This is a genomic window from Comamonas sp. DB36 (genome assembly GCF_057914905.1).
This window is the reverse complement of record NZ_CP196631.1, coordinates 1,098,724-1,118,973: the sequence shown is the minus strand read 5'-3', so window position 1 is coordinate 1,118,973 and position 20,250 is coordinate 1,098,724. Positions and strand designations below refer to the sequence as shown.

The 20,250-nt window shown below is 63.6% G+C and carries 19 protein-coding genes; 1 reads left to right on the top strand and 18 read right to left on the bottom strand.

Annotated features, from left to right (window positions below):
• Nucleotides 1–41: 41 nt before the first annotated feature.
• Nucleotides 42–1,172, top strand: a complete 1,131-nt coding sequence (locus ACSVDO_RS05320) for a lipocalin-like domain-containing protein (RefSeq protein WP_489595240.1) — start codon at nucleotides 42–44, stop codon at nucleotides 1,170–1,172.
• Nucleotides 1,173–1,426: 254 nt separating this feature from the next.
• Here ACSVDO_RS05320 and ACSVDO_RS05315 read toward each other — a convergent pair whose 3' ends face one another.
• From ACSVDO_RS05315 to ACSVDO_RS05230, 18 genes are all read right to left on the bottom strand, one after another.
• Nucleotides 1,427–2,410 (bottom strand): branched-chain amino acid ABC transporter permease, encoded by a 984-nt coding sequence (locus ACSVDO_RS05315; RefSeq protein ID WP_332549602.1) that lies wholly within the window; start codon nucleotides 2,408–2,410, stop codon nucleotides 1,427–1,429.
• A 12-nt stretch (nucleotides 2,411–2,422) separates the two neighbouring features.
• Nucleotides 2,423–3,307: a branched-chain amino acid ABC transporter permease gene (locus tag ACSVDO_RS05310; protein ID WP_184273905.1), complete on the bottom strand. Its 885-nt coding sequence runs from the start codon at nucleotides 3,305–3,307 to the stop codon at nucleotides 2,423–2,425.
• Between the two features lie 93 nt (nucleotides 3,308–3,400).
• Nucleotides 3,401–4,597 carry an ABC transporter substrate-binding protein gene (locus ACSVDO_RS05305; protein ID WP_332539054.1) on the bottom strand — a complete coding sequence of 399 codons (1,197 nt, stop codon included), beginning with the start codon at nucleotides 4,595–4,597 and terminating at the stop codon, nucleotides 3,401–3,403.
• A gap of 82 nt (nucleotides 4,598–4,679) precedes the next feature.
• Nucleotides 4,680–5,411 (bottom strand): ABC transporter ATP-binding protein, encoded by a 732-nt coding sequence (locus tag ACSVDO_RS05300; protein ID WP_332539055.1) that lies wholly within the window; start codon nucleotides 5,409–5,411, stop codon nucleotides 4,680–4,682.
• A gap of 1 nt (nucleotide 5,412) precedes the next feature.
• Nucleotides 5,413–6,183, bottom strand: a complete 771-nt coding sequence (locus ACSVDO_RS05295) for an ABC transporter ATP-binding protein (RefSeq protein ID WP_332539056.1) — start codon at nucleotides 6,181–6,183, stop codon at nucleotides 5,413–5,415.
• Between the two features lie 341 nt (nucleotides 6,184–6,524).
• Nucleotides 6,525–6,980 carry a DUF1178 family protein gene (locus tag ACSVDO_RS05290; protein ID WP_489595238.1) on the bottom strand — a complete coding sequence of 152 codons (456 nt, stop codon included), beginning with the start codon at nucleotides 6,978–6,980 and terminating at the stop codon, nucleotides 6,525–6,527.
• A gap of 28 nt (nucleotides 6,981–7,008) precedes the next feature.
• Nucleotides 7,009–7,314 carry a DUF2818 family protein gene (locus ACSVDO_RS05285; RefSeq protein ID WP_332549601.1) on the bottom strand — a complete coding sequence of 102 codons (306 nt, stop codon included), beginning with the start codon at nucleotides 7,312–7,314 and terminating at the stop codon, nucleotides 7,009–7,011.
• Nucleotides 7,315–7,331: 17 nt separating this feature from the next.
• Nucleotides 7,332–8,825 carry an NADH-quinone oxidoreductase subunit NuoN gene (gene nuoN, locus ACSVDO_RS05280; protein WP_332549600.1) on the bottom strand — a complete coding sequence of 498 codons (1,494 nt, stop codon included), beginning with the start codon at nucleotides 8,823–8,825 and terminating at the stop codon, nucleotides 7,332–7,334.
• Nucleotides 8,826–8,849: 24 nt separating this feature from the next.
• Entirely contained in the window at nucleotides 8,850–10,325 is a 1,476-nt protein-coding gene (locus ACSVDO_RS05275) for an NADH-quinone oxidoreductase subunit M (protein ID WP_332539062.1), read from the bottom strand.
• 12 nt (nucleotides 10,326–10,337) lie between these two features.
• Nucleotides 10,338–12,371, bottom strand: coding sequence for an NADH-quinone oxidoreductase subunit L (gene nuoL / locus ACSVDO_RS05270; protein ID WP_489595236.1), 2,034 nt, complete (start codon nucleotides 12,369–12,371; stop codon nucleotides 10,338–10,340).
• Between the two features lie 28 nt (nucleotides 12,372–12,399).
• A complete protein-coding gene (nuoK, locus tag ACSVDO_RS05265) occupies nucleotides 12,400–12,708 on the bottom strand; it encodes an NADH-quinone oxidoreductase subunit NuoK (protein WP_213296817.1) in 309 nt (102 codons plus the stop codon).
• Nucleotides 12,705–13,379: an NADH-quinone oxidoreductase subunit J gene (locus ACSVDO_RS05260; RefSeq protein ID WP_332539064.1), complete on the bottom strand. Its 675-nt coding sequence runs from the start codon at nucleotides 13,377–13,379 to the stop codon at nucleotides 12,705–12,707. The genes nuoK and ACSVDO_RS05260 overlap by 4 nt, the downstream gene beginning before the upstream one ends.
• Before the next feature lie 33 nt (nucleotides 13,380–13,412).
• Entirely contained in the window at nucleotides 13,413–13,922 is a 510-nt protein-coding gene (gene nuoI, locus ACSVDO_RS05255) for an NADH-quinone oxidoreductase subunit NuoI (protein WP_213296811.1), read from the bottom strand.
• A gap of 12 nt (nucleotides 13,923–13,934) precedes the next feature.
• The gene (nuoH, locus tag ACSVDO_RS05250; RefSeq protein ID WP_489595234.1) at nucleotides 13,935–15,011 is read right to left on the bottom strand and encodes an NADH-quinone oxidoreductase subunit NuoH; all 1,077 of its coding nucleotides are present in this window, start codon (nucleotides 15,009–15,011) and stop codon (nucleotides 13,935–13,937) included.
• Nucleotides 15,008–17,122, bottom strand: coding sequence for an NADH-quinone oxidoreductase subunit NuoG (gene nuoG, locus ACSVDO_RS05245; protein ID WP_489595233.1), 2,115 nt, complete (start codon nucleotides 17,120–17,122; stop codon nucleotides 15,008–15,010). Before nuoG ends, nuoH begins: the two co-directional genes overlap by 4 nt.
• A gap of 15 nt (nucleotides 17,123–17,137) precedes the next feature.
• A complete protein-coding gene (gene nuoF / locus ACSVDO_RS05240; RefSeq protein WP_332539068.1) occupies nucleotides 17,138–18,496 on the bottom strand; it encodes an NADH-quinone oxidoreductase subunit NuoF in 1,359 nt (452 codons plus the stop codon).
• Nucleotides 18,493–18,984 carry an NADH-quinone oxidoreductase subunit NuoE gene (nuoE, locus tag ACSVDO_RS05235; RefSeq protein ID WP_332539070.1) on the bottom strand — a complete coding sequence of 164 codons (492 nt, stop codon included), beginning with the start codon at nucleotides 18,982–18,984 and terminating at the stop codon, nucleotides 18,493–18,495. The genes nuoF and nuoE overlap by 4 nt, the downstream gene beginning before the upstream one ends.
• On the bottom strand, nucleotides 18,981–20,234 hold the full coding sequence (locus ACSVDO_RS05230; protein ID WP_332539072.1) for an NADH-quinone oxidoreductase subunit D: 1,254 nt from the start codon (nucleotides 20,232–20,234) through the stop codon (nucleotides 18,981–18,983). Before ACSVDO_RS05230 ends, nuoE begins: the two co-directional genes overlap by 4 nt.
• Nucleotides 20,235–20,250 lie beyond the last annotated feature (16 nt).

The following is a 20,250-nucleotide window of genomic DNA, read 5'->3' as shown; positions in this document are numbered from 1 at the left end:
GTGAGCGCCAGCAGCGGGCTTGCGCTACATTGGCAGACGCCATGTCTGTGACCCGCCCGCCGCTTTCCGACCCGCGCCGCCGCTGGCTGACCCAGGCCGCGGCCGGCGCCGCAATCCTTGCCCTGCCCCCCCGCGCCAGCGCGCTGCCGGCCAGGGTGCTCGAATTCCCGCGCGACTTCGGCAGCCACCCCGGGCTGGGCACCGAATGGTGGTACATCACGGGCCATGTCCAGGCCGCTGGCCGGCTGTTGGGTTTCCAGCTGACGTTCTTCCGTTCGCGCGTGCCTTCCACCCAGAATCTGCGCTCGGCCTTTGCCGCGCGCCAGCTGGTGTTCGCGCACGCCGCGCTGACCGATGTCGCAGGCCGGCACCAGCTGCATGCGCAGCGCAGCGCGCGCGCAGGCATGGGCCTGGCGCAGGCACGCGAAGGCGATACCGATGTTCAGCTCGGCGACTGGTTCTTGCGCCGCAGGCCCGCGCCTTCCGGCACGGCCGCACAGGCCAGCCGCTATGCCGCGCATATCGCGGGCGACGGCTTCGATCTCGCACTGCAGCTCGCGACCACCCAGCCGGTGCTGCTGCAAGGCAACGCCGGCCTGTCGCGCAAGGGCCCCGATGCGGTGCAGGCGAGCTACTACTACAGCCAGCCGCAGCTGGATGTGTCGGGCACGATCACCCTCGACGGCCGCACGCTGGCGATCGACGCCAGCGCCCACAACCGCGCCTGGCTGGACCATGAAGTCAGCGACGCGCTGATGCACCCCGAAGCCCAGGGCTGGGACTGGATAGGCATGAATCTCGACGACGGCAGCGCGCTCACCGCCTTTCGCCTGCGCCGCCCCGACGGCAGCACTCTCTGGGCCGGCGGCTCCTGGCGCGCACCGGGCCAGGCCGCGCGCATCTTCACGGCCGGGGAAGTGGTGTTCACGCCGCAGCGCTGGTGGACCAGCCCGGCCAGCGGCGCGCGCTATCCCGTCGAATGGCGCGTCACCACGCCCGCGGGCAGCTGGCAGGTAGACGCCCTGCTCGACGCCCAGGAACTCGACAGCCGCGCCTCGACGGGAACGATCTACTGGGAAGGTCTATGCGATCTGCGCGCAGCCGATGGCGGCGCGCTGCGCGGGCGCGGGTATCTGGAAATGACGGGATATGCGCAGCGGCTGAAGCTCTGAGAGACTGCCCTTCGACAGGCTCAGGGCGAACGGTCAGCGCTTGCGCTCAGGGCGAACGGAATCGGTGGGCAACGCTCTTGGGGCGAGCGGTATCGGTAACCGCCCTTCTGGCTGCGCGGGGGCGCCCAGCCTTGGCGCGCGCAGGGTCGCAGACAGCAGGAACCAGGGGCCCCCGCTCTCCTTTCTTTTGGCCGCCGGGCCGAGACCCGGCTGCTGCCCTCGGCAGAGGCATGCGGCAACAAGAAGCGATCAACTCAAGCCTTGCGCCGCGCCAGCCACGCATTGATCTCCCCCATGATCCCGCGGCGGAAGGCCAGCACGCAGACCACAAAGATCAGTCCGGTCACAATGGTCACCGACTCGCCCAGCGTGTTGAACCATTCGAAGCCCGTGATGCGACCCAGGAAGGTGCCGAGTTCGCCTATCTTGTTCTCGATCAGCACCACCACCGCCGAGCCGACGATGGGCCCGGACAGCGTGCCCAGGCCGCCCATCAGCGTCATCAGCACGACATGGCCCGACGTGGTCCAGTGCGCATCCGACAGCGTGGCAAAGCCCAGCACCACGGTCTTGAGCGAGCCGGCCAGGCCCGTGAGCGCAGCCGACAGCACGAAGGCCAGCAGCTTGAAGCGCGTGGTGTCATAGCCCAGCGAAATCGCGCGCGGCTCGTTTTCCTTGATGGCCTTGAGCACCTGGCCGAACGGCGAATGCACGGTGCGCACGATCAGCAGGAAGGCCGCGACCACGATGGCCAGCACCACGTAGTACATGGTCAGGTCGTCGGCCAGATCGATCAGGCCGAACAGCTTGCCGCGCGGCACGCCCTGCAGGCCGTCTTCGCCGCCGGTATAAGGTACCTGCAGGCAGACGAAGAACACCATCTGCGCCAGCGCCAGCGTGATCATCGAGAAATAAATGCCCTGGCGGCGGATCGCGAGCCAGCCGAACAGCAGGCCCAACAAGGCGCCGCCCAGCGTGCCGGCCAGCATGCCCAGCTCGGGCGACAGGCCCCAGAACTTCATGCTGTAGCCGGTGATATAGGCTGCGGTCCCCAGAAAAGCCGCATGGCCGAAGGACAGCAGGCCGGTATAGCCCAGCAGCAGATTGAAGGCCGCGGCAAACAGTGCGAAGCACATCAGCTTCATCACGAATACCGGGTAGGCGCCGGCGAACGGCGCGATGATCAGGGCCAGCAGCAGCAGGCCGTAGCCCATCTTGGCAAGAAGCTTGGTGTTCATGTTGGCGGCCCCTTATTTTTCTTTGCCGAACAGGCCGGCGGGGCGAATCAGAAGAACGATGACCATGATGACGAACACCACGGTCGAGGAAGCCTGGGGATAGAACACCTTGGTCAGGCCTTCGATCACGCCCAGGCCCAGGCCGGTGAGAATGGCGCCCATGATCGAGCCCATGCCGCCGATCACCACCACGGCAAACACCACGATGATCAGGTTCTGGCCCATCAGCGGAGTCACCTGGTAGACCGGCGCCGCAAGCACGCCGGCAAACGCCGCCAGGCCCGCGCCGAACGCATAGGTCAGCGTGATCATCACCGGCACGTTGACGCCGAAAGCCTCGACCAGGCGCGGGTTCTCGGTGCCCGCGCGCAGATAGGCGCCAAGCCGCGTCTTCTCGATCACGAACCAGGTCGCAAGGCATACGGTGACCGAAGCCAGCACCACCCAGGCGCGGTAGTTGGGCAGCATCATGAAGCCCAGGTCGGTCGCGCCTTCGAGCAACTCGGGCGTGTCATAGCCCAGGCCCGACACGCCGTAGACCGAGCGGAACAGGCCTTCGATCAGCAGCGACAGGCCCAGCGTCAGCAGCAGGCCGTAGAGGTGATCGAGGCGGTAGATCCAGCGCAGCAGAAAGCGCTCGATCAGCACGCCCAGCAGGCCCACGAGCAGCGGCGAGACCAGCAGCATCACCCAGTAGTTGATGCCGAAGTAGTTCATCGCCATCCAGGTGCTCACGGCACCCAGCATGAACAGCGCCCCATGTGCGAAATTGATGACGTTGAGCAGGCCGAAGATCACCGCCAGGCCCAGGCTCAAGATCGCATAGAACGAGCCGTTGACCAGCCCCAGAAGGAGCTGGCTCATCAGGCCCGGCAAAGAAACACCGAGAATTTCCATGGGGTATACGCGAAAGGTAAGAGAAGAAAGCGCGGCTGCGAGCGGCTCAGATGGCCCGGGAGAACAAGGTCTCCAGGGCCATGCCGATGGCTCTTATTTCCAGAGCGCGCACTTGGTTTCGGCCTTGGTGGTGAAGACCTGGTCGCCGGGCAGCGTCGACAGCACCTTCAGGTAGTCCCAGGGCTTCTTCGACTCGGAAGGCTTCTTGACTTCGACCAGGTACATGTCGTGCGCGTAGGTGCCGTCGGCACGGATGTTGCCCTTGGCGTAGAAGTCCGACAGCGGCGTGCTCTTGAGGTAGGCCATGACCTTGTCGGCGTCGGTGGTCTTGACCGCCTGCACGGCCTTGAGGTACTGCATCACGGCCGAGTAGTCTGCGGCCTGCACGTCTGTAGGCATGCGCTTGGTCTTGGCAAAGAACTTGTTGGCAAAGGCGCGCGAGGCGTCGTTCATGTCCCAGTACCAGCTGGTGGTGTGCAGCAGGCCTTCGGTGTTCTTCAGGCCCAGGCTGTGGATGTCGGTCAGGAACACCAGCAGGCCGGCGGTCTTCATCGTCTTGTTGATGCCGAATTCCTTGGCCGCCTTGATCGCATTGATGGTGTCGCCACCGGCGTTGGCCAGGCCCAGGATCTGTGCCTTGGAGGCCTGGGCCTGCAGCAGGAACGAGGAGAAGTCCGAAGCGTTGAGCGGGTGCTTGACACCGCCGAGCACCTTGCCGCCCTTGGCCTTGATCACGGCCGTGGTGTCGGTTTCCAGCGCCTGGCCGAAAGCGTAATCGGCGGTCAGGAAGAACCAGTCCTTGCCGCCGCGGTCGACGACCGCGCCGCCCGTGCCCTTGGCCAGCGCCACGGTGTCATAGGCATAGTGCACGGTGTAGGGGTTGCACTGCTCGTTGGTCAGCGCCGACGAGCCCGCGCCGTTGTTGATGTGCACGCGCTTCTTCTCGTTCGCCACCTGCGACACGGCCAGCGCCGTGCCCGAGTTCGTGCCGCTGAACACCAGCGTCACGCCCTGGGTGTCTATCCATTCGCGCGCCTTGCTGGCCGCGATGTCGGCCTTGTTCTGGTGGTCGGCGGAGACCAGCTCGATGGGCTGGCCCAGCACCTTGCCGCCGAAGTCGTCGATGGCCATCTGCATGGCAAGCGCGCCGTTCTTGCCTTCGACGTCGGCATAGAGGCCCGACATATCGGTCACGAAACCGATCTTCACTTTTTCCTGGGCCTGGGCCAATGGGGTCACCAGACCTGCAGCAGCCAGTACGCAAGCCAGTGTGGTCAACGAAGTCTTCATGGGAATATCTCCTGGATGGATAAAGGCTAGGACAGAAAAAAATCGGGGCCGCGCACGGCGCGGACACCCACAAAACACCGGACTACACGCCCAGCAATTCATTGAGCACGGGCATCTTGGCCTGGAGCTCGGCGGCGCCGAAACGCTCGACGATGCGGCCGTGCTCCATGACGTAGAAACGGTCGGCCAGAGGTGCGGCGAAATGGAAGTTCTGCTCCACCATCACCACCGTGTAGCCCTTCTCGCGCAGCGCGGTGATCATGCGCGCCAGCGCCTGCACGATGACCGGCGCCAGGCCTTCGGAAATCTCGTCGAGCAGCAGCAGCCGCGCGCCGGTGCGCAGGATGCGCGCCACGGCCAGCATCTGCTGCTCGCCGCCCGACAGGCGCGTGCCCTGGCTGTGGCGGCGCTCGGCAAGATTGGGAAACATCGCGTAGATTTCTTCTACCGACATGCCCTTCTCGCCGGTCTTGAGTTCGGGCGGCAGCAGCAGGTTTTCTTCGCAGGTCAGGCTGGCGAAAATGCCGCGCTCTTCGGGGCAGTAGCCCAGGCCCAGATGGGCAATGCGGTGCGTGGGCATCTGAATCGTTTCGACGCCATTGACCTTGACCGAGCCCTTGCGCGCTCCAGTGAGGCCCATGACCGCGCGCAGCGTCGACGTGCGGCCCGCGCCGTTGCGCCCCAGCAGCGTCACCACTTCGCCGGGCTGCACCGTCATGTCGACGCCGTGCAGCACATGCGACTCGCCGTACCAGGCCTGCAGGCCGCTGATTTCCAGTGCGGGCTGTCCCGCCTTCGTGTTGCTTGCGGCCATCTCAATGGGCTCCTTGAAGTTGGCCGTCGGTCGTGCCCATATAGGCTTCCATCACTTTCGGATTGCTCGAGACTTCGGCATACGGGCCTTCGGCCAGCACCGCGCCGCGCTGCAGCACCGTGATGCAGTCGGCAATGCTGGACACCACCTTCATGTTGTGCTCGACCATCAGAATGGTGCGGCCGGCCGAGACCTTCTTGATCAGCTGGGTCACGCGGTCCACGTCTTCATGGCCCATGCCCTGGGTGGGCTCGTCGAGCAGCATCAGCTCGGGCTCCATCGCCAGCGTGGTCGCGATCTCGAGCGCGCGCTTGCGGCCATAGGGCAGATTCACCGTGAGCTCATCGGCCAGGTGTTCGAGATTGACTTCGGCCAGCAGTGCCATGGCACGGTCATTGAGCTGGTCCAGCGACTTTTCGCTGCGCCAGAAATGGAAGGCCGTGCCCAACTGCCGCTGCAGACCCACGCGCACGTTCTCCAGCAGCGTGAGGTGCGAGAACACCGCCGAAATCTGGAACGAGCGGATCACGCCCAGACGCGCGATCTGCGATGGCTGGGCGCGCGTGATGTCCTGGCCGTTGAAACGGATGCTGCCCGAAGTCGGTTCGAGGAACTTCGTCAGCAGGTTGAAGCAAGTGGTCTTGCCTGCGCCATTGGGTCCGATCAACGCATGGATGGCGCCGCGGCGGACCGACAGGTTCACATCGCTGACCGCGGTGAAGCCCTTGAACTCTTTGGTCAGGTGGCTGGTCTCAAGAATGACGTCGCTCATGTGCGCTCTGGCCGCTCCGGTGGATGCTGCAAAACCGTCCATGGTCTGCCTTGCGGCAGTCCCTGGGGGGATATATGCATGGCATCGTATGCCGCGACCTCTCGGCGAACACTGGGGCAAACACGCCCGTACAAACGCTTAATCGCCCTGTCGCCGCACCGAGAGCAGGCGAGCGGGCACGGACTGCATTGGCTTGCAAGCGAAGTGCCTGCAAACATGCATGCGGCAGAGCGCCGGCAAAAATGTTGCCAAGCTTGATCGAAAACAACATTTCCGGCCGCGAAAAGGCTGAAAACAGACGCTCAGGCGACAATTGAGCCGCCTGCTCTCGGCCTCGAAAGCTACTGCAGCGTTTCCTTGGAGCTGTCGGAAATCGGCAGGGGCAGCACGCCTATTCCTTCTTCGAGCAAGGCCACGGCGTCGGCCACGCTGGCCTTCCCACGGATCGCACGCTCTTCGATTTCGCCATGGTGCATGCGCCGCGCCTCGTCGGCAAAGCGCTCGCCCACGTCTTCGGTCCTGGCCATGACTTCGCGTGCCATGCGCAGCCAGGCCGCCTGCTGGGCCTGGGGTGAGGCTGCGGCGGGCGCAGCCGGGGGAGAGGAAGAGGATGCGGGCGCGGGGGCCGCAGCGCCGAGGTTCAGCCGCGGCGCGCTCAGGCGCTTGTCGATATGGGAGTCGCCGCACATGGGACACAGCACCAGGGCGCGCGCCTTCTGCGACTGGAAATCGTCTTCCGACGCAAACCAGCCTTCGAAGACATGGCCGTGCTGGCAACCGAGATCAAGGACCTTCATGGCGAATGACCGGACCGGCCTAGCTGTCCTATTGACGTCGCTTGACCAGGTAGCGGTAGACGAAGCCGGGGAAGCCCAGCGTCAGAAACAGTGTAGCGGTGATCGCGTAAAACTCCCAGCCCTGGGGTGCGATCTGGCCGACACGGCGCTCGAGCAGCAGCGCCAGGCCGCCGACGAGGAAATACAGCAGCAGCATCTCGAACAGGCGCATGGGCAGCGGCTTGCGCCCGGCTGCCACCGGTCCGACGATGAACCAGCGGTGATTGACAAATGGCAAATTGGCGGCCACCAGGGCCGCCAATATCACCAGCCAGATGGAGGCTGTCTGGGTCACGCTTTGGTCATGCTTTCTCAGGAAGCCAGGGCACGGACAATGGCGTCCGCGCACAGCGACATCAGTCCGCCGGGCATCACGCCCAGCAGCAGCACCAGCGCGCCGTTGATCGACAGCACGACGCGCACGTCGAGCGGCGCCGACACGCTGGTCGCGGTGATGGGTTCATCGAAGTACATGACCTTGACGACGCGCAGGTAGTAGAACGCACCGATCAGCGACATCACGACCGCAAACACGGCCAGTGCGATGTAGGCGGTTTCGCCCGAAGCGATCAGCGATTGCAGCACCGACAGCTTGGCGTAGAAGCCGACCAGCGGAGGTATACCGGCCATCGAGAACATGCAGATCGCCATCACGCCGGCATACAGCGGGCTGCGCTGGTTCAGACCGGCCAGATCGGAGATCTCTTCGCTCTCGAAGCCTTCACGCGCCAGCAGCAGCACCACGCCGAACGTGGCCAGCGTGGTCAGCACATAGGTGACCACATAGAACATGGCCGAGCTGTAGGCGTTCTCGACGGTGGCGGGATCGACATGGCCGTTGACCACGCCCGAAAGCAGGCCCAGCAGCACGAAGCCCATCTGCGAGATCGTCGAGTAGGCCAGCATGCGCTTGAGGTTGCTCTGGCCAATGGCCGCGAGGTTACCCACCAGCAGCGAGCCTATGGCCAGCACCGCGAGCATCTGTTGCCAATCGATTGCCAGCGGCAGCAGACCATCGACCAGCAGGCGGATCGAGATCGCGAACGCGGCCAGCTTGGGCGCGCCGCCGATCAGCAGCGTGATCGCCGTGGGAGCGCCCTGGTAGACGTCGGGAATCCACATGTGGAAAGGCACGACACCCAGCTTGAACGCCAGACCGGCGACGACGAACACCAGACCGAAGACCAGCACCTGATGGCGGATCGCACCCGAGTTGATGGCCTTGAAGACCTGGCCGATATCGAGCGAACCCGTGGCGCCGTAAAGCATGGACATGCCGTACAGCAGGAAACCGCTGGCCATCGCGCCGAGCACGAAATACTTCATCGCGGCTTCGACGGCGGCTTCGTTGTCGCGGCGCAGCGCGACCAGCGCATAGCTCGACAGCGTCAGCAGTTCCAGGCCGAGATACAGCACCAGGAAGTTGTTGCCCGAGATCATGATGAACATGCCCAGCAGCGCGAGCATGGACAGCGTGAACAGCTCACCGCCGCGCAGCATGTCGCGGTCGGCGGCGTAGGGCCGGCCGTAGACCAGGGTCACCATCAACGCCACGGTGGCGAAGCACTTGAGCCAGTTGCCCATGGCATCGCTGACCACCATGTTGCCCCAGCCATAGAAAGTCTGGCCGCTCGAAGCGTAGAAGCCTTGCAGCACGGCCACCACCGCCAGGGTCAGCAGCGTCAGCACATAGGTAGCGGTGCGGCGCGGGCTGTTCACGCCCAGGTCGACCAGGGCGATCACGCATGCCATGACCAGGAGAATGATCTCCGGGTAGATCGCAAGCCAGCTGATGTTGTCAATCATCTCGAGTCTCTCAGTTCAGTCTGGTCAGGGAAGCTTGGACAGTGCGACCTGCTGCAGCAGCTGGGCCACGGAAACGTCCATCACATCCGTGAAGGGCTTGGGGTACACGCCCATGTAGAGCACGGCCACCGCCAGCACTGCCATCACGAGGAATTCGCGGGCATTGAGGTCGGTCAGGCCACGCACGTTGTCGTTGGCGACAGGGCCCAGGTAGACCCGCTTGTACATCCACAGCGTGTAGCTCGCGCCGAAGATCAGCGCCGTGGCAGCGCCCAGGCCGATCCAGAAGTTGAACTTCACGGCACCCAGGATCACCATCCACTCGCCGACGAAACCGGCGGTCGCGGGCAGGCCGCAATTGGCCATCGCGAAGAACAGCGCGAACGCAGCGAACTTGGGCATGGTGTTGACCACGCCGCCGTAGGCAGCGATTTCACGCGAATGCACGCGGTCGTACAGCACGCCGATCGACAGGAACATCGCGCCCGACACGAAGCCGTGGGCAATCATCTGCACCAGACCGCCGGACACGCCCAGGTCGTTGAAGATGAAGAAGCCCAGGGTCACGAAGCCCATGTGCGCAACGGACGAATAAGCCACCAGCTTCTTCATGTCCTTTTGCACCAGCGCCACCATGGCCACGTAGATCACGGCGACCAGCGACAGCGCGATCATCAGCCAGGCCCATTCGCGCGCGGCGTCGGGAGCGATGGGCATGGAAAAGCGCAGGAAACCGTAGGCACCGAGCTTGAGCATGATGGCCGCCAGCACGGCCGAGCCGCCGGTAGGCGCTTCGACGTGAACGTCGGGCAGCCAGGTGTGCACCGGCCACATCGGCACCTTCACGGCAAACGCCGCGAAGAAGGCGAAGAACAGGAAGGTCTGGGCCGAGGCCGACAGCGGCATCGCATACCAGGTCTTCAGATCGAAGCTGCCGCCCGACTGCACGTACAGGTAGATCAGCGCGATCAGCATCAGCAGCGAGCCGAGCAGCGTGTACAGGAAGAACTTGAACGCGGCGTAGATCTTGTTCGGGCCGCCCCAGATACCGATGATCAGGTACATCGGAATCAGCGTGGCTTCGAAGAACACGTAGAACAGCATGCCGTCGAGCGCGCTGAACACACCGATCATCAGGCCCGACAGGATCAGGAACGCGGCCATGTACTGGTTCACGCGCTCGGTGATCGACTCCCACGACGCGATCACCACGATCACCGTGATGAAGGCCGTCAGCGGCACGAACCAGAACGACAGACCGTCAAGGCCCAGGTGGTAATTGACGTTGAAGCGCTCTATCCAGAGCACCTTTTCGACGAACTGCGCGGCGGCCGTGCCGTTGTCGAACCCCTGATACAGCGGCAGCGTGACCGCCAGGCCGACCAGGGCACCGACCAGCGCAAGCCAGCGCACGGCACGTGCGTGCTCGTCGCGGCCCAGGGCCAGCAGCAGGACACCGAATGCGATCGGGGTCCAGATGGCAAGACTCAACAAACCCATTTTTGTTCTTCCTTACTTGTTGAGCCACACGAAGTAGGTCATGAGCAGGAAGATGCCCAGGATCATGACCAACGCGTAGTGGTAGATATAGCCGGTCTGCAGCGCACGTGCCCAGGCAGCGATGCGCGCAACGACCTTCCAGGAGCCGTTGACCACGGCGCCATCGATGATGGTCTGGTCGCCGACCTTCCACAGGAGCGTGCCCAGGGCGCGCGTTCCGCGTGCCAGCACGTTCTCGTTGAACCAGTCGAGGTAGTACTTGTTCTCGAGCAGGTTGAAGATGGGCATGCAGTTGCGCTTGATCGCCGCGGGCAGCGCCGGGTTGACCATGTACATGTAGTACGACAGCGCCACGCCAGCCAGTGCGAGCCAGAACGGAGCGGTCTGCAGGCCGTGGATGGCCATGGCCAGCGCGCCGTGGAACATGCCTTCGATGCCGGCCATCGCGCCGTGCTTGGCGCCGTCGACCGTGATCACGCCGTCGAAGAACGAACCGAACAGCATGTGGTCGATGGTGAAGAAGCCCACGAACACCGAGGGAATCGCCAGCAGCACCAGCGGAACGGTCACGACCCAGGGCGACTCGTGCGGCTTGGCATCGTGGCCATGGCCGTGGTGGTCGTCATGCGCGTGGTGGTCGTCGTGGTGCGCGTCGGGGTTCTGGTCGTAGCGTTCCTTGCCGTGGAAGACCAGGAAGTACATGCGGAACGAGTAGAACGCGGTCACGAACACGCCGGCGAGCACGGCGAAGTGCGCGAAGCCGGCAGCGGGCAGCTGGCTGAAGTGCACGGCCTCGATGATCATGTCCTTCGAGTAGAAGCCCGAGAACAGCGGCGTGCCGATCAGGGCCAGCGAGCCCAGCAGCGAAGTGATCCAGGTGATGGGCATGTACTTGCGCACGCCACCCATCCAGCGCATGTCCTGGTTGTGGTGCAGGCCCATGATGACCGAACCGGCACCAAGGAACAGCAGCGCCTTGAAGAACGCGTGGGTCATCAGGTGGAACACCGCGACCGAGTAGGCCGAAGCGCCCAGCGCGACGGTCATGTAGCCCAGCTGCGACAGCGTCGAGTAGGCGACCACGCGCTTGATGTCGGTCTGGATGATGCCCAGGAAGCCCATGAACAGCGCGGTGATGGCACCGATGATCAGGATGAAGTTCAGCGCGGTGTCCGACAGCTCGAACAGCGGCGACATGCGCGACACCATGAAGATGCCGGCCGTGACCATGGTCGCGGCGTGGATCAGCGCGGAGATGGGCGTGGGGCCTTCCATCGAGTCAGGCAGCCAGACGTGCAGCGGGAACTGCGCCGACTTGCCCATCGCGCCGATGAACAGGCAGATGCAGATCACGGTGATCAGCATCCAGTCGGTGCCGGGGAAGCTCAGTGCGCCGAGTTCCTGCGACTTGGCGAAGATCTCGGTGTAGTTGAGCGTGCCTGCGTAGGCGCCGATCAGGCCAATGCCCAGGATGAAGCCGAAGTCACCGACACGGTTGACCAGGAAGGCCTTCATGTTGGCGAAGATCGCGGTGGGCTTGTTGTACCAGAAGCCGATCAGCAGGTACGACACCAGGCCCACGGCTTCCCAGCCGAAGAACAGCTGCAGCAGGTTGTTGCTCATCACCAGCATCAGCATGGAGAAGGTGAACAACGAGATGTAGGCGAAGAAACGGTTGTAGCCGTCGTCTTCCTTCATGTAGCCCATGGTGTAGATGTGCACCATCAGCGAGACGAAGGTCACGACGACCATCATCATCGCGGTGATGCTGTCGACCATGAAGCCGACTTCCATCTTCAGGCTGCCGACCTGCATCCAGGTGTAGAGCGTTTCGTTGAAGCTCGCGCCGTCCATCGCCACGCTCTTGAGCGTGAGGGCGGACAGAACGAAGGCGATGAACACGCCGAGGATGGTCAGCGTGTGGCTGGCTGCGCGGCCGATGCGGTTGCCGCCGAAGGCCGTGCCGAACAGGCCGGCGAGCGCAGAGCCCACCAGCGGTGCCAGGGGCACGGCCAGCAGGGTGGATGCGGAGAGGGTTTGACTCATTCTGGAGAACCTTGCAAGTTGCGGCCGCTCAACCCTTGAGGGTGTTGAGATCTTCCGCGTTGATGCTGGACTTGTTACGGAACAGCAACACCAAGATGGCCAGGCCAATCGCCGATTCCGCAGCGGCCACGGTCAGGATGAAGAACACGAACACCTGGCCGTGCATGTCACCCAGATAGTGGGAGAAGGCCACGAAATTCATGTTCACGGCCAGCAGCATCAGCTCGATGGCCATGAGCAGAACGATCAGGTTTCTGCGGTTCAGAAAAATGCCGATGACAGCGATGGCGAACATCATCGCCCCCAGTGTCAGGAAATGCCCGAGTGTGAGCGTCATGCCTTGGTCTCCTGCGCAGCAGCGTCGCCTGCGTCCTCTTGTACTTGGGGCGCACGCGTGGCCGCCACCTTCACCATGCGCAGGCGGTCCTTGGAACGCACGCGAATCTGTTCGGAGGGGTTGATCGCCTTGCTGTCCTTGCGCTTGCGCAGGGTCAGAGCAATCGCGGCAATCATCGCCACCAGCAGGATCGTGGCCGCGATTTCCACCGGATACAGGTATTCGGTGTACAGCAGGCGGCCCAGTTCCTTGGTATTGGAATAGGCTTCGGGCTGTCCGGCCGCATTGAGCACCATGGCCGGAATGGCCTTGGGTTCATCGATGCTGCTGAAGCCACCCATGAGCACCATGCCCATTTCGAACACGATCAGCACGCCGATGAAGGCCGCCAGCGGGAAATGCTTCCAGAACCCCTGGCGCAGCGCGTCGATGCGGATGTCCAGCATCATCACCACGAACAGGAAAAGCACCATCACGGCGCCCAGGTAGACCAGCACCAGCGCGATCGCGAGGAACTCGGCCTTGAGCAGCAGCCAGATGGCCGCTGCCTGGGAGAAAGCCAGGATCAGGTTGAGCACGGCGTGCACGGGGTTGCGCGCCGTCACCACGCGGAACGAGGCGACGAGCAGCACGACCGCGAACAGATAGAAAAAAGCAGTTTTGGCGTCCATGAATCGAGTCTTCTTGGGAGTTCAGGCGCCGCTTCAGCGGTACTTGGCATCTGCCGCGCGGGCGGCGGCGATGTCGGCTTCGTAGCGGTCGCCAACGGCCAGCAACATGTCCTTGGTGAAGTACAGGTCACCGCGTTTCTCGCCGTGGTATTCAAAGATGTGCGTCTCGACGATCGAGTCGACCGGGCAGCTCTCTTCGCAGAAACCGCAGAAGATGCACTTGGTCAGATCGATGTCGTAGCGGTTGGTACGGCGCGAACCGTCATCCCGCACTTCCGACTCGATGGTGATCGCCATCGCGGGGCACACGGCCTCGCACAGCTTGCACGCGATGCAGCGCTCTTCGCCGTTGTCGTAACGGCGCAGTGCATGCAGGCCGCGAAAACGCGGCGACAGAGGCGTCTTCTCTTCGGGGAACTGCACCGTCACCTTGCGGCGGAAAGCGTAGCGACCTGTCAGAGACATGCCCTTGACCAGCTCCCAGAGCATGAAGCTCTTGAAGAAATCCTTGATAGAAAAAGATGTAGCAGCAACAGCAGCCATTTGTGTCCCCGCTTATTTCCAGATATTCCAAGGCGAGTGCAACCATGCACCCACGATGACCAGCCACACCAGGGTGACGGGAATAAAAATCTTCCAGCCCAGACGCATGATCTGGTCGTAACGGAAGCGCGGGAAGGTGGCGCGGATCCAGATGAACATCGACACGACGACGAAGGTCTTGATACCCAGCCAGATCCAGCCGGGAATGAACGACAGGAAGTCGAACGGTGGCAGCCAGCCGCCCAGGAACATCAGCACGGCCAGGATCGACACCAGCCACATGCTGGCGTATTCGGCCAGGAAGAAGACCGCAAAGCCCATGCCCGAGTACTCGACCATGTGGCCGGCAACGATTTCGGCTTCGCCTTCGACCACGTCGAAAGGATGGCGGTTGGTTTCAGCGACACCCGAGATCAGGTAGACGATGAAGATAGGCAGCAGCGGCAGCCAGTTCCACGACAGGATGCTGGCGCCCATGTTGGCGGCCATGCCCGTGCCCTGGCTCATGACGATGGCCGTGAGGTTCATGCTGCCCGAGACCATGATCACCACCAGGAAGCAGAAGCCCATGGCGATTTCATAGCTGACCATCTGCGCCGAGGCGCGCAGCGCGCCAAGGAAAGCGTACTTCGAGTTGGAAGCCCAGCCGGCGATGATCACGCCGTAGACTTCGATCGAGGTGATCGCCATGATCAGCAGGATGCCCGCGTTGACGTTGGCCAGCGCGACATCGGGACCGAAGGGAATCGCGACCCAGCCGGCAAGCGCCGGCATGATGGCCATCACCGGACCCAGGAAGAACAGGCCCTTGCTTGCGGCCGTGGGCTGGATGATTTCCTTGGTCAGCAGCTTGATGCCGTCGGCCAGGGGTTGCAGCAGACCGAAGGGACCGACGCGGTTGGGACCGTGGCGCACCTGCATGAAGCCCAGCAGCTTGCGCTCCCACAGCGTCAGGTAGGCAACGGCGCCCATCAGCGGGGCGACGATGCAGACGATCTTCAGCAGGATCCAGAGAACCGGCCAGACCACGGCGGTCCACCAGCCACCCGAGAACAGGCCCAGGCCGCCGTTGTAGATGGCGTCGATCATGCGGCACCTCCGTCACGGACCAGACGTGCGTCCGCCGTCAGTTGCAGGGAAGCCGCGCGGCGCACCAGGCCGTCGAGCTGATAGATGCTCGCCACGACCGGCTCGGCCATGGCTTCGCGGCGCACGGCCACAGGCGCGAGTGCAGCGTTGTTCAAACTCTCGGCAGGCACCTGCGATGCTCCTTGCGCAATTTCGGCCAGGACTTCCTGGGCCGTTTCGTAGGCCATGCCAGGCACGTCCAGCAGATTGGCCAGCACGCGCAGCACCTTCCAGCCCGGACGCGTGTCTTCGAGCGGACGCACGACGGCGTGGAAGCTCTGGATCAGGCCTTCGGCGTTGACAAACGTGCCCGGGGTTTCCGAGAACGGCGCGATGGGCAGCAGCACGTCGCTGATGTCCATGTTGGCCTTGAACGGGCTCAGCGTGACCACCATCTGCGCGCCGTCGAGGCCGCGCGCACCGCCGGCCGCGTCAAACGCGGGCTCGGTGTTGAGCAGCAGTGCGGCCTTGAGGCCGCCCGCAGCCAGCATCTGCCCGGCGTTGAGGCCGCCGGCTTGCGGCTGGGCCTTGACCCATTGCGCGCCCACGGTGTTCGCGGCTTCGGTCAGGTAGCCGACGCTCGCGCCGGTCTGCGCGCCAATCCACTGCGCCAGGGCCAGCAGGCTCGAAGCGTGTGCATGGTGGGCAGCGGCGTTGCCCAGCAAAATCGCCTTGCGTTCGCCCGACAGCAGCGCCTTGGCAATTGCCTGGGCCTGGTCGTTCGAGGCAGCAACCTGCACCGGTGCGTCCACGCCCTTTTCCTGGGCCACGGCGGCGGCTACATCGGCCAGCGCCTGTTCCCAGTCGGCGGCATGTACCACCGATTGCGCGACGGGCATGGCCCAGTCGTATTCCTGGCCGTTGATGGCATGCACCTTGCAGCCCTTGCGGGTCGCCTGGCGGATGCGCTGGGCAAACAGCGGATGGTCCTTGCGCAGGTTGGAGCCGACGATCAGCGCCGACTGCAGCAGCGACAGCGAGGCCACCGAAGTGCCCAGCCATTGCACGCCCGCAGCCGGGGCGAACTCAGCGTGGCGCAGGCGGTGATCGATGTTGTCGCTGCCCAGGCCGCGCAGCAGCTGGCCCGCGAGGTGCAGCTCTTCGAGCGTGCTGTGCGGGCTGACCAGCGCGCCAATGGAGTTCGCGCCATGGTCCTGCTTGATCTGGCGCAGGCCGTTGGCCACGTACTCGAGCGCGGTCTGCCAGTCGACTTCCTTCCACTCGCCGCCCTGCTTGATCATGGGGCGGGTCAGGCGCTGTTCGCTGTTGAGCGACTCGTACGAGAAGCGGTCGCGGTCGGCGATCCAGCATTCGTTGACGGCGTCGTTCTCGAACGGCAGCACGCGCATCACGCGGTGGTTCTTGACCTGAACGATCAGGTTGGCACCGGTCGAATCGTGCGGGCTCACCGACTTGCGGCGCGACAGTTCCCAGGTACGGGCGCTGTAGCGGAAAGGCTTGCTGGTCAACGCGCCCACGGGGCAGATGTCGATCATGTTGCCCGAGAGCTCGGAGTCTATCGTGTCGCCGGCGACCGTGGTGATCTCGGAATGCTCGCCGCGGTGGATCATGCCCAGTTCCATCACACCGGCCACTTCCTGGCCAAAGCGCACGCAACGGGTGCAATGGATGCAGCGCGTCATTTCCTGCATGGAAATCAGCGGACCCACGTCCTTGTTGAACACCACGCGCTTTTCTTCTTCATAGCGCGAGGAGCTGCCACCGTAGCCCACGGCCAGATCCTGCAGCTGGCATTCGCCACCCTGGTCGCAGATCGGGCAGTCCAGCGGGTGGTTGATGAGCAGAAACTCCATCACCGACTGCTGGGCCTTGATGGCCTTTTCGCTCTTGGTGCGCACGATCATGCCCTGCGTCACGGGTGTGGCGCAGGCGGGCATGGGCTTGGGCGCCTTTTCCACGTCCACAAGGCACATGCGGCAGTTGGCCGCAATGGAAAGCTTCTTGTGATAACAGAAGTGAGGAATGTAGGTACCGGCCTTCTCGGCGGCATGCATGACCATGCTGCCCTCGGTAATCTCTACCTTCTGACCGTCCAGTTCAATTTCAACCATATGCTTGTCTCGCGATCAGGCCGCCGTGGCGGTCTGTTTGGAAGCGCTCTGGATCTTCGCTTCAAACTCTGGGCGGAAATGCTTGATCATGGCGCGCACCGGCATGGCAGCCGCGTCGCCCAGCGCACAGATCGTGCGCCCCATGATGTTCACGGACACCGAGTCCAACAGCTCGATATCCTCAGGCCGGCCTTGGCCGTTCTGAATGCGGTGGACCACGCGCCACAGCCAGCCCGTGCCTTCACGGCAAGGCGTGCACTGGCCGCAGGATTCGTGCGAATAGAAGTACGACAGGCGCAGCAGGCACTCGACCATGTCGCGCGAGTCGTCCATGACGATCACGGCGCCCGAGCCCAGCATGGAGCCGGCCTTGGCGATCGAGTCGTAGTCCATCGTGCATTGCATGATCACGTCGGCGGGCAGCACGGGCGACGACGAGCCGCCGGGGATCACCGCCTTGAGCGTGCGACCCTTGCGCACGCCGCCGGCGAGCTCGAGCAGCTTGGAGAACGGCGTGCCCATGGGCACTTCGTAGTTGCCAGGCATCTCGACGTCACCGCTGACCGAGTAGATCTTGGTGCCGCCGTTGTTGGGCTTGCCGCACTCGAGGTAGGCCTGGCCGCCGTTGCGGATGATCCAGGGCACGGCCGCGAAGGTCTCGGTGTTGTTGATGGTCGTAGGCTTGCCGTACAGACCGAAGCTCGCGGGGAACGGCGGCTTGAAGCGCGGCTGGCCCTTCTTGCCTTCGAGCGACTCGAGCAGTGCGGTTTCTTCACCGCAGATATAGGCGCCGAAACCATGGTGGGCGTGCAGCTGGAAGCTGAACGCGCTGCCCATGATGTTGTCGCCCAGGAAGCCGGCTTCGCGGGCTTCTTCCAGCGCGGCTTCGAAACGGTCATAGACCTCGAAGATTTCGCCGTGGATGTAGTTGTAACCCAGCGTGATGCCCATGGCGTAGGCCGCGATGGCCATGCCTTCGATCACGATGTGCGGGTTGAACATCAGGATGTCGCGGTCCTTGCAGGTACCGGGCTCGCCCTCGTCCGAGTTGCACACCAGGTGCTTCTGGCCGGGGAACTGGCGGGGCATGAAGCTCCACTTCAGGCCCGTGGGGAAGCCCGCGCCGCCGCGGCCACGCAGCCCCGATTCCTTGACGGTGGCAATCACCTGGTCCTGGGTCAGGCCTTCGCCGCCGTCCTGGGCCAGGATCTTGCGCAGGGCCTGGTAGCCGCCGCGCGCGACATAGTCCTTGAGCGACCAGTTGCTGCCGTCCAGGCCCGCATAGATCTGGGGCTCGATGTGGCGGTCGTGGAAGCAGGTCTCGTTGCCCGTGGCGGCAAAGCGCGCCAGAACGTCTTGTGCAGCGCGGCTCATTCTTGACCTTCCGCGGCGCGCAGGCCGTCGACCAGCTCGTCGAGCTTGTCATTGGTCATGAAGCTGCACATGCAGCGGTCATTGACCAGCATCACCGGCGAGTCGGCGCAGGCGCCCAGGCACTCGGACTGCTGCAGCGTGAACATGCCGTCGGGCGTGGTCTCGCCCATCTTGATGCCCAGCTTGGACTCGAGGTGGTGCAAGGCCTTGTAGCCATCGCGCAGCTGGCACGGCAGGTTGGTACAAACGTTGAGCTTGTACTTGCCTGTGGGCTGCTGGTTGTACATGTTGTAGAACGTGGTCACTTCATGCACGGCGATCTGGGGCATGCCCAGGTAGTCGGCAATGATGGCCTCGTTCTCGGCGCTGACCCAGCCCTCTTCCTGCTGGACGATGGACAGACAGGCCATCACAGCCGATTGTTTCTGGTCGGCCGGGTACTTGGCCACCTCGCGCGCAAAGCGCGCTTTAGTCGCTTCAGTCATCATCGGTCAATCTCTCCGAACACGATATCCATAGTGCCTATGATTGCCACGGCATCGGCAATCATGTGGCCGCGGGCCATCTCATCGAGCGTCGCCAGATGGGCGAAGCCGGGCGCGCGGATCTTCAGGCGGTAAGGCTTGTTGGCACCGTCGCTCACCAGGTAGATGCCGAACTCGCCCTTGGGATGCTCGACGCACGCATAGGCTTCGCCTTCGGGCACGTGGAAGCCTTCGGTGAACAGCTTGAAATGGTGGATCAGCTCTTCCATGTTGGACTTCATCGACTCACGCGATGGCGGCGCCACCTTGTGGTTGTCGGTGATGACCGGGCCGGGATTCACGCGCAGCCAGTCGACGCATTGCTTGATGATGCGGTTGGACTCGCGCATTTCGGCCACGCGCACCAGATAGCGGTCGTAGCAGTCGCCGGTCACGCCCACGGGCACGTCGAAGTCCAGGTCGCCATAGACTTCGTAGGGCTGGGTCTTGCGCAGGTCCCAGGCAATGCCCGAGCCACGCAGCATGGGGCCGGTCATGCCCAGGTTCAGCGCGCGCTCGGGCGGCACGACGCCGATGCCCACGGTGCGCTGCTTCCAGATGCGGTTCTCGGTCAGCAGGGTTTCGTACTCGTCCACGCAATGCGGGAAGCGCTGCGTGAAGTCGTCGATGAAGTCGAGCAGCGAACCCTGGCGGTTGCGGTTGAGCTGTTCGATGGCCTTGGCGTTCTTGACCTTGCTGACCTTGTACTGGGCCATGCTTTCGGGCAGGTCGCGGTAGACGCCGCCCGGACGGAAATAGGCCGCGTGCATGCGCGCGCCCGACACCGCTTCGTACATGTCCATCAGGTCTTCGCGTTCGCGGAACGTGTAGATCAGGATGGTCGAGCTGCCGCAGTCATTGCCGTGCGAACCCAGCCACATCAGGTGGTTGAGCAGGCGCGTGATTTCGGCGAACATCACGCGGATGTACTGCGCGCGCTTGGGCACTTCGAGGCCCAGCAGCTTCTCGATCGCGAGGCAGTAGGCGTGCTCGTTGGACATCATGGACACATAATCCAGTCGGTCCATATAAGGCAGCGACTGGATGTAGGTCTTGTGCTCGGCGAGCTTTTCGGTCGCGCGGTGCAGCAGGCCGATGTGCGGATCGGCGCGTTGCACCACTTCGCCGTCGAGCTCAAGCACCAGACGCAGCACGCCGTGCGCTGCCGGGTGCTGCGGTCCAAAGTTCAGGGAATAATTTTTGATTTCAGCCATGTGCGTCTACTCAAGA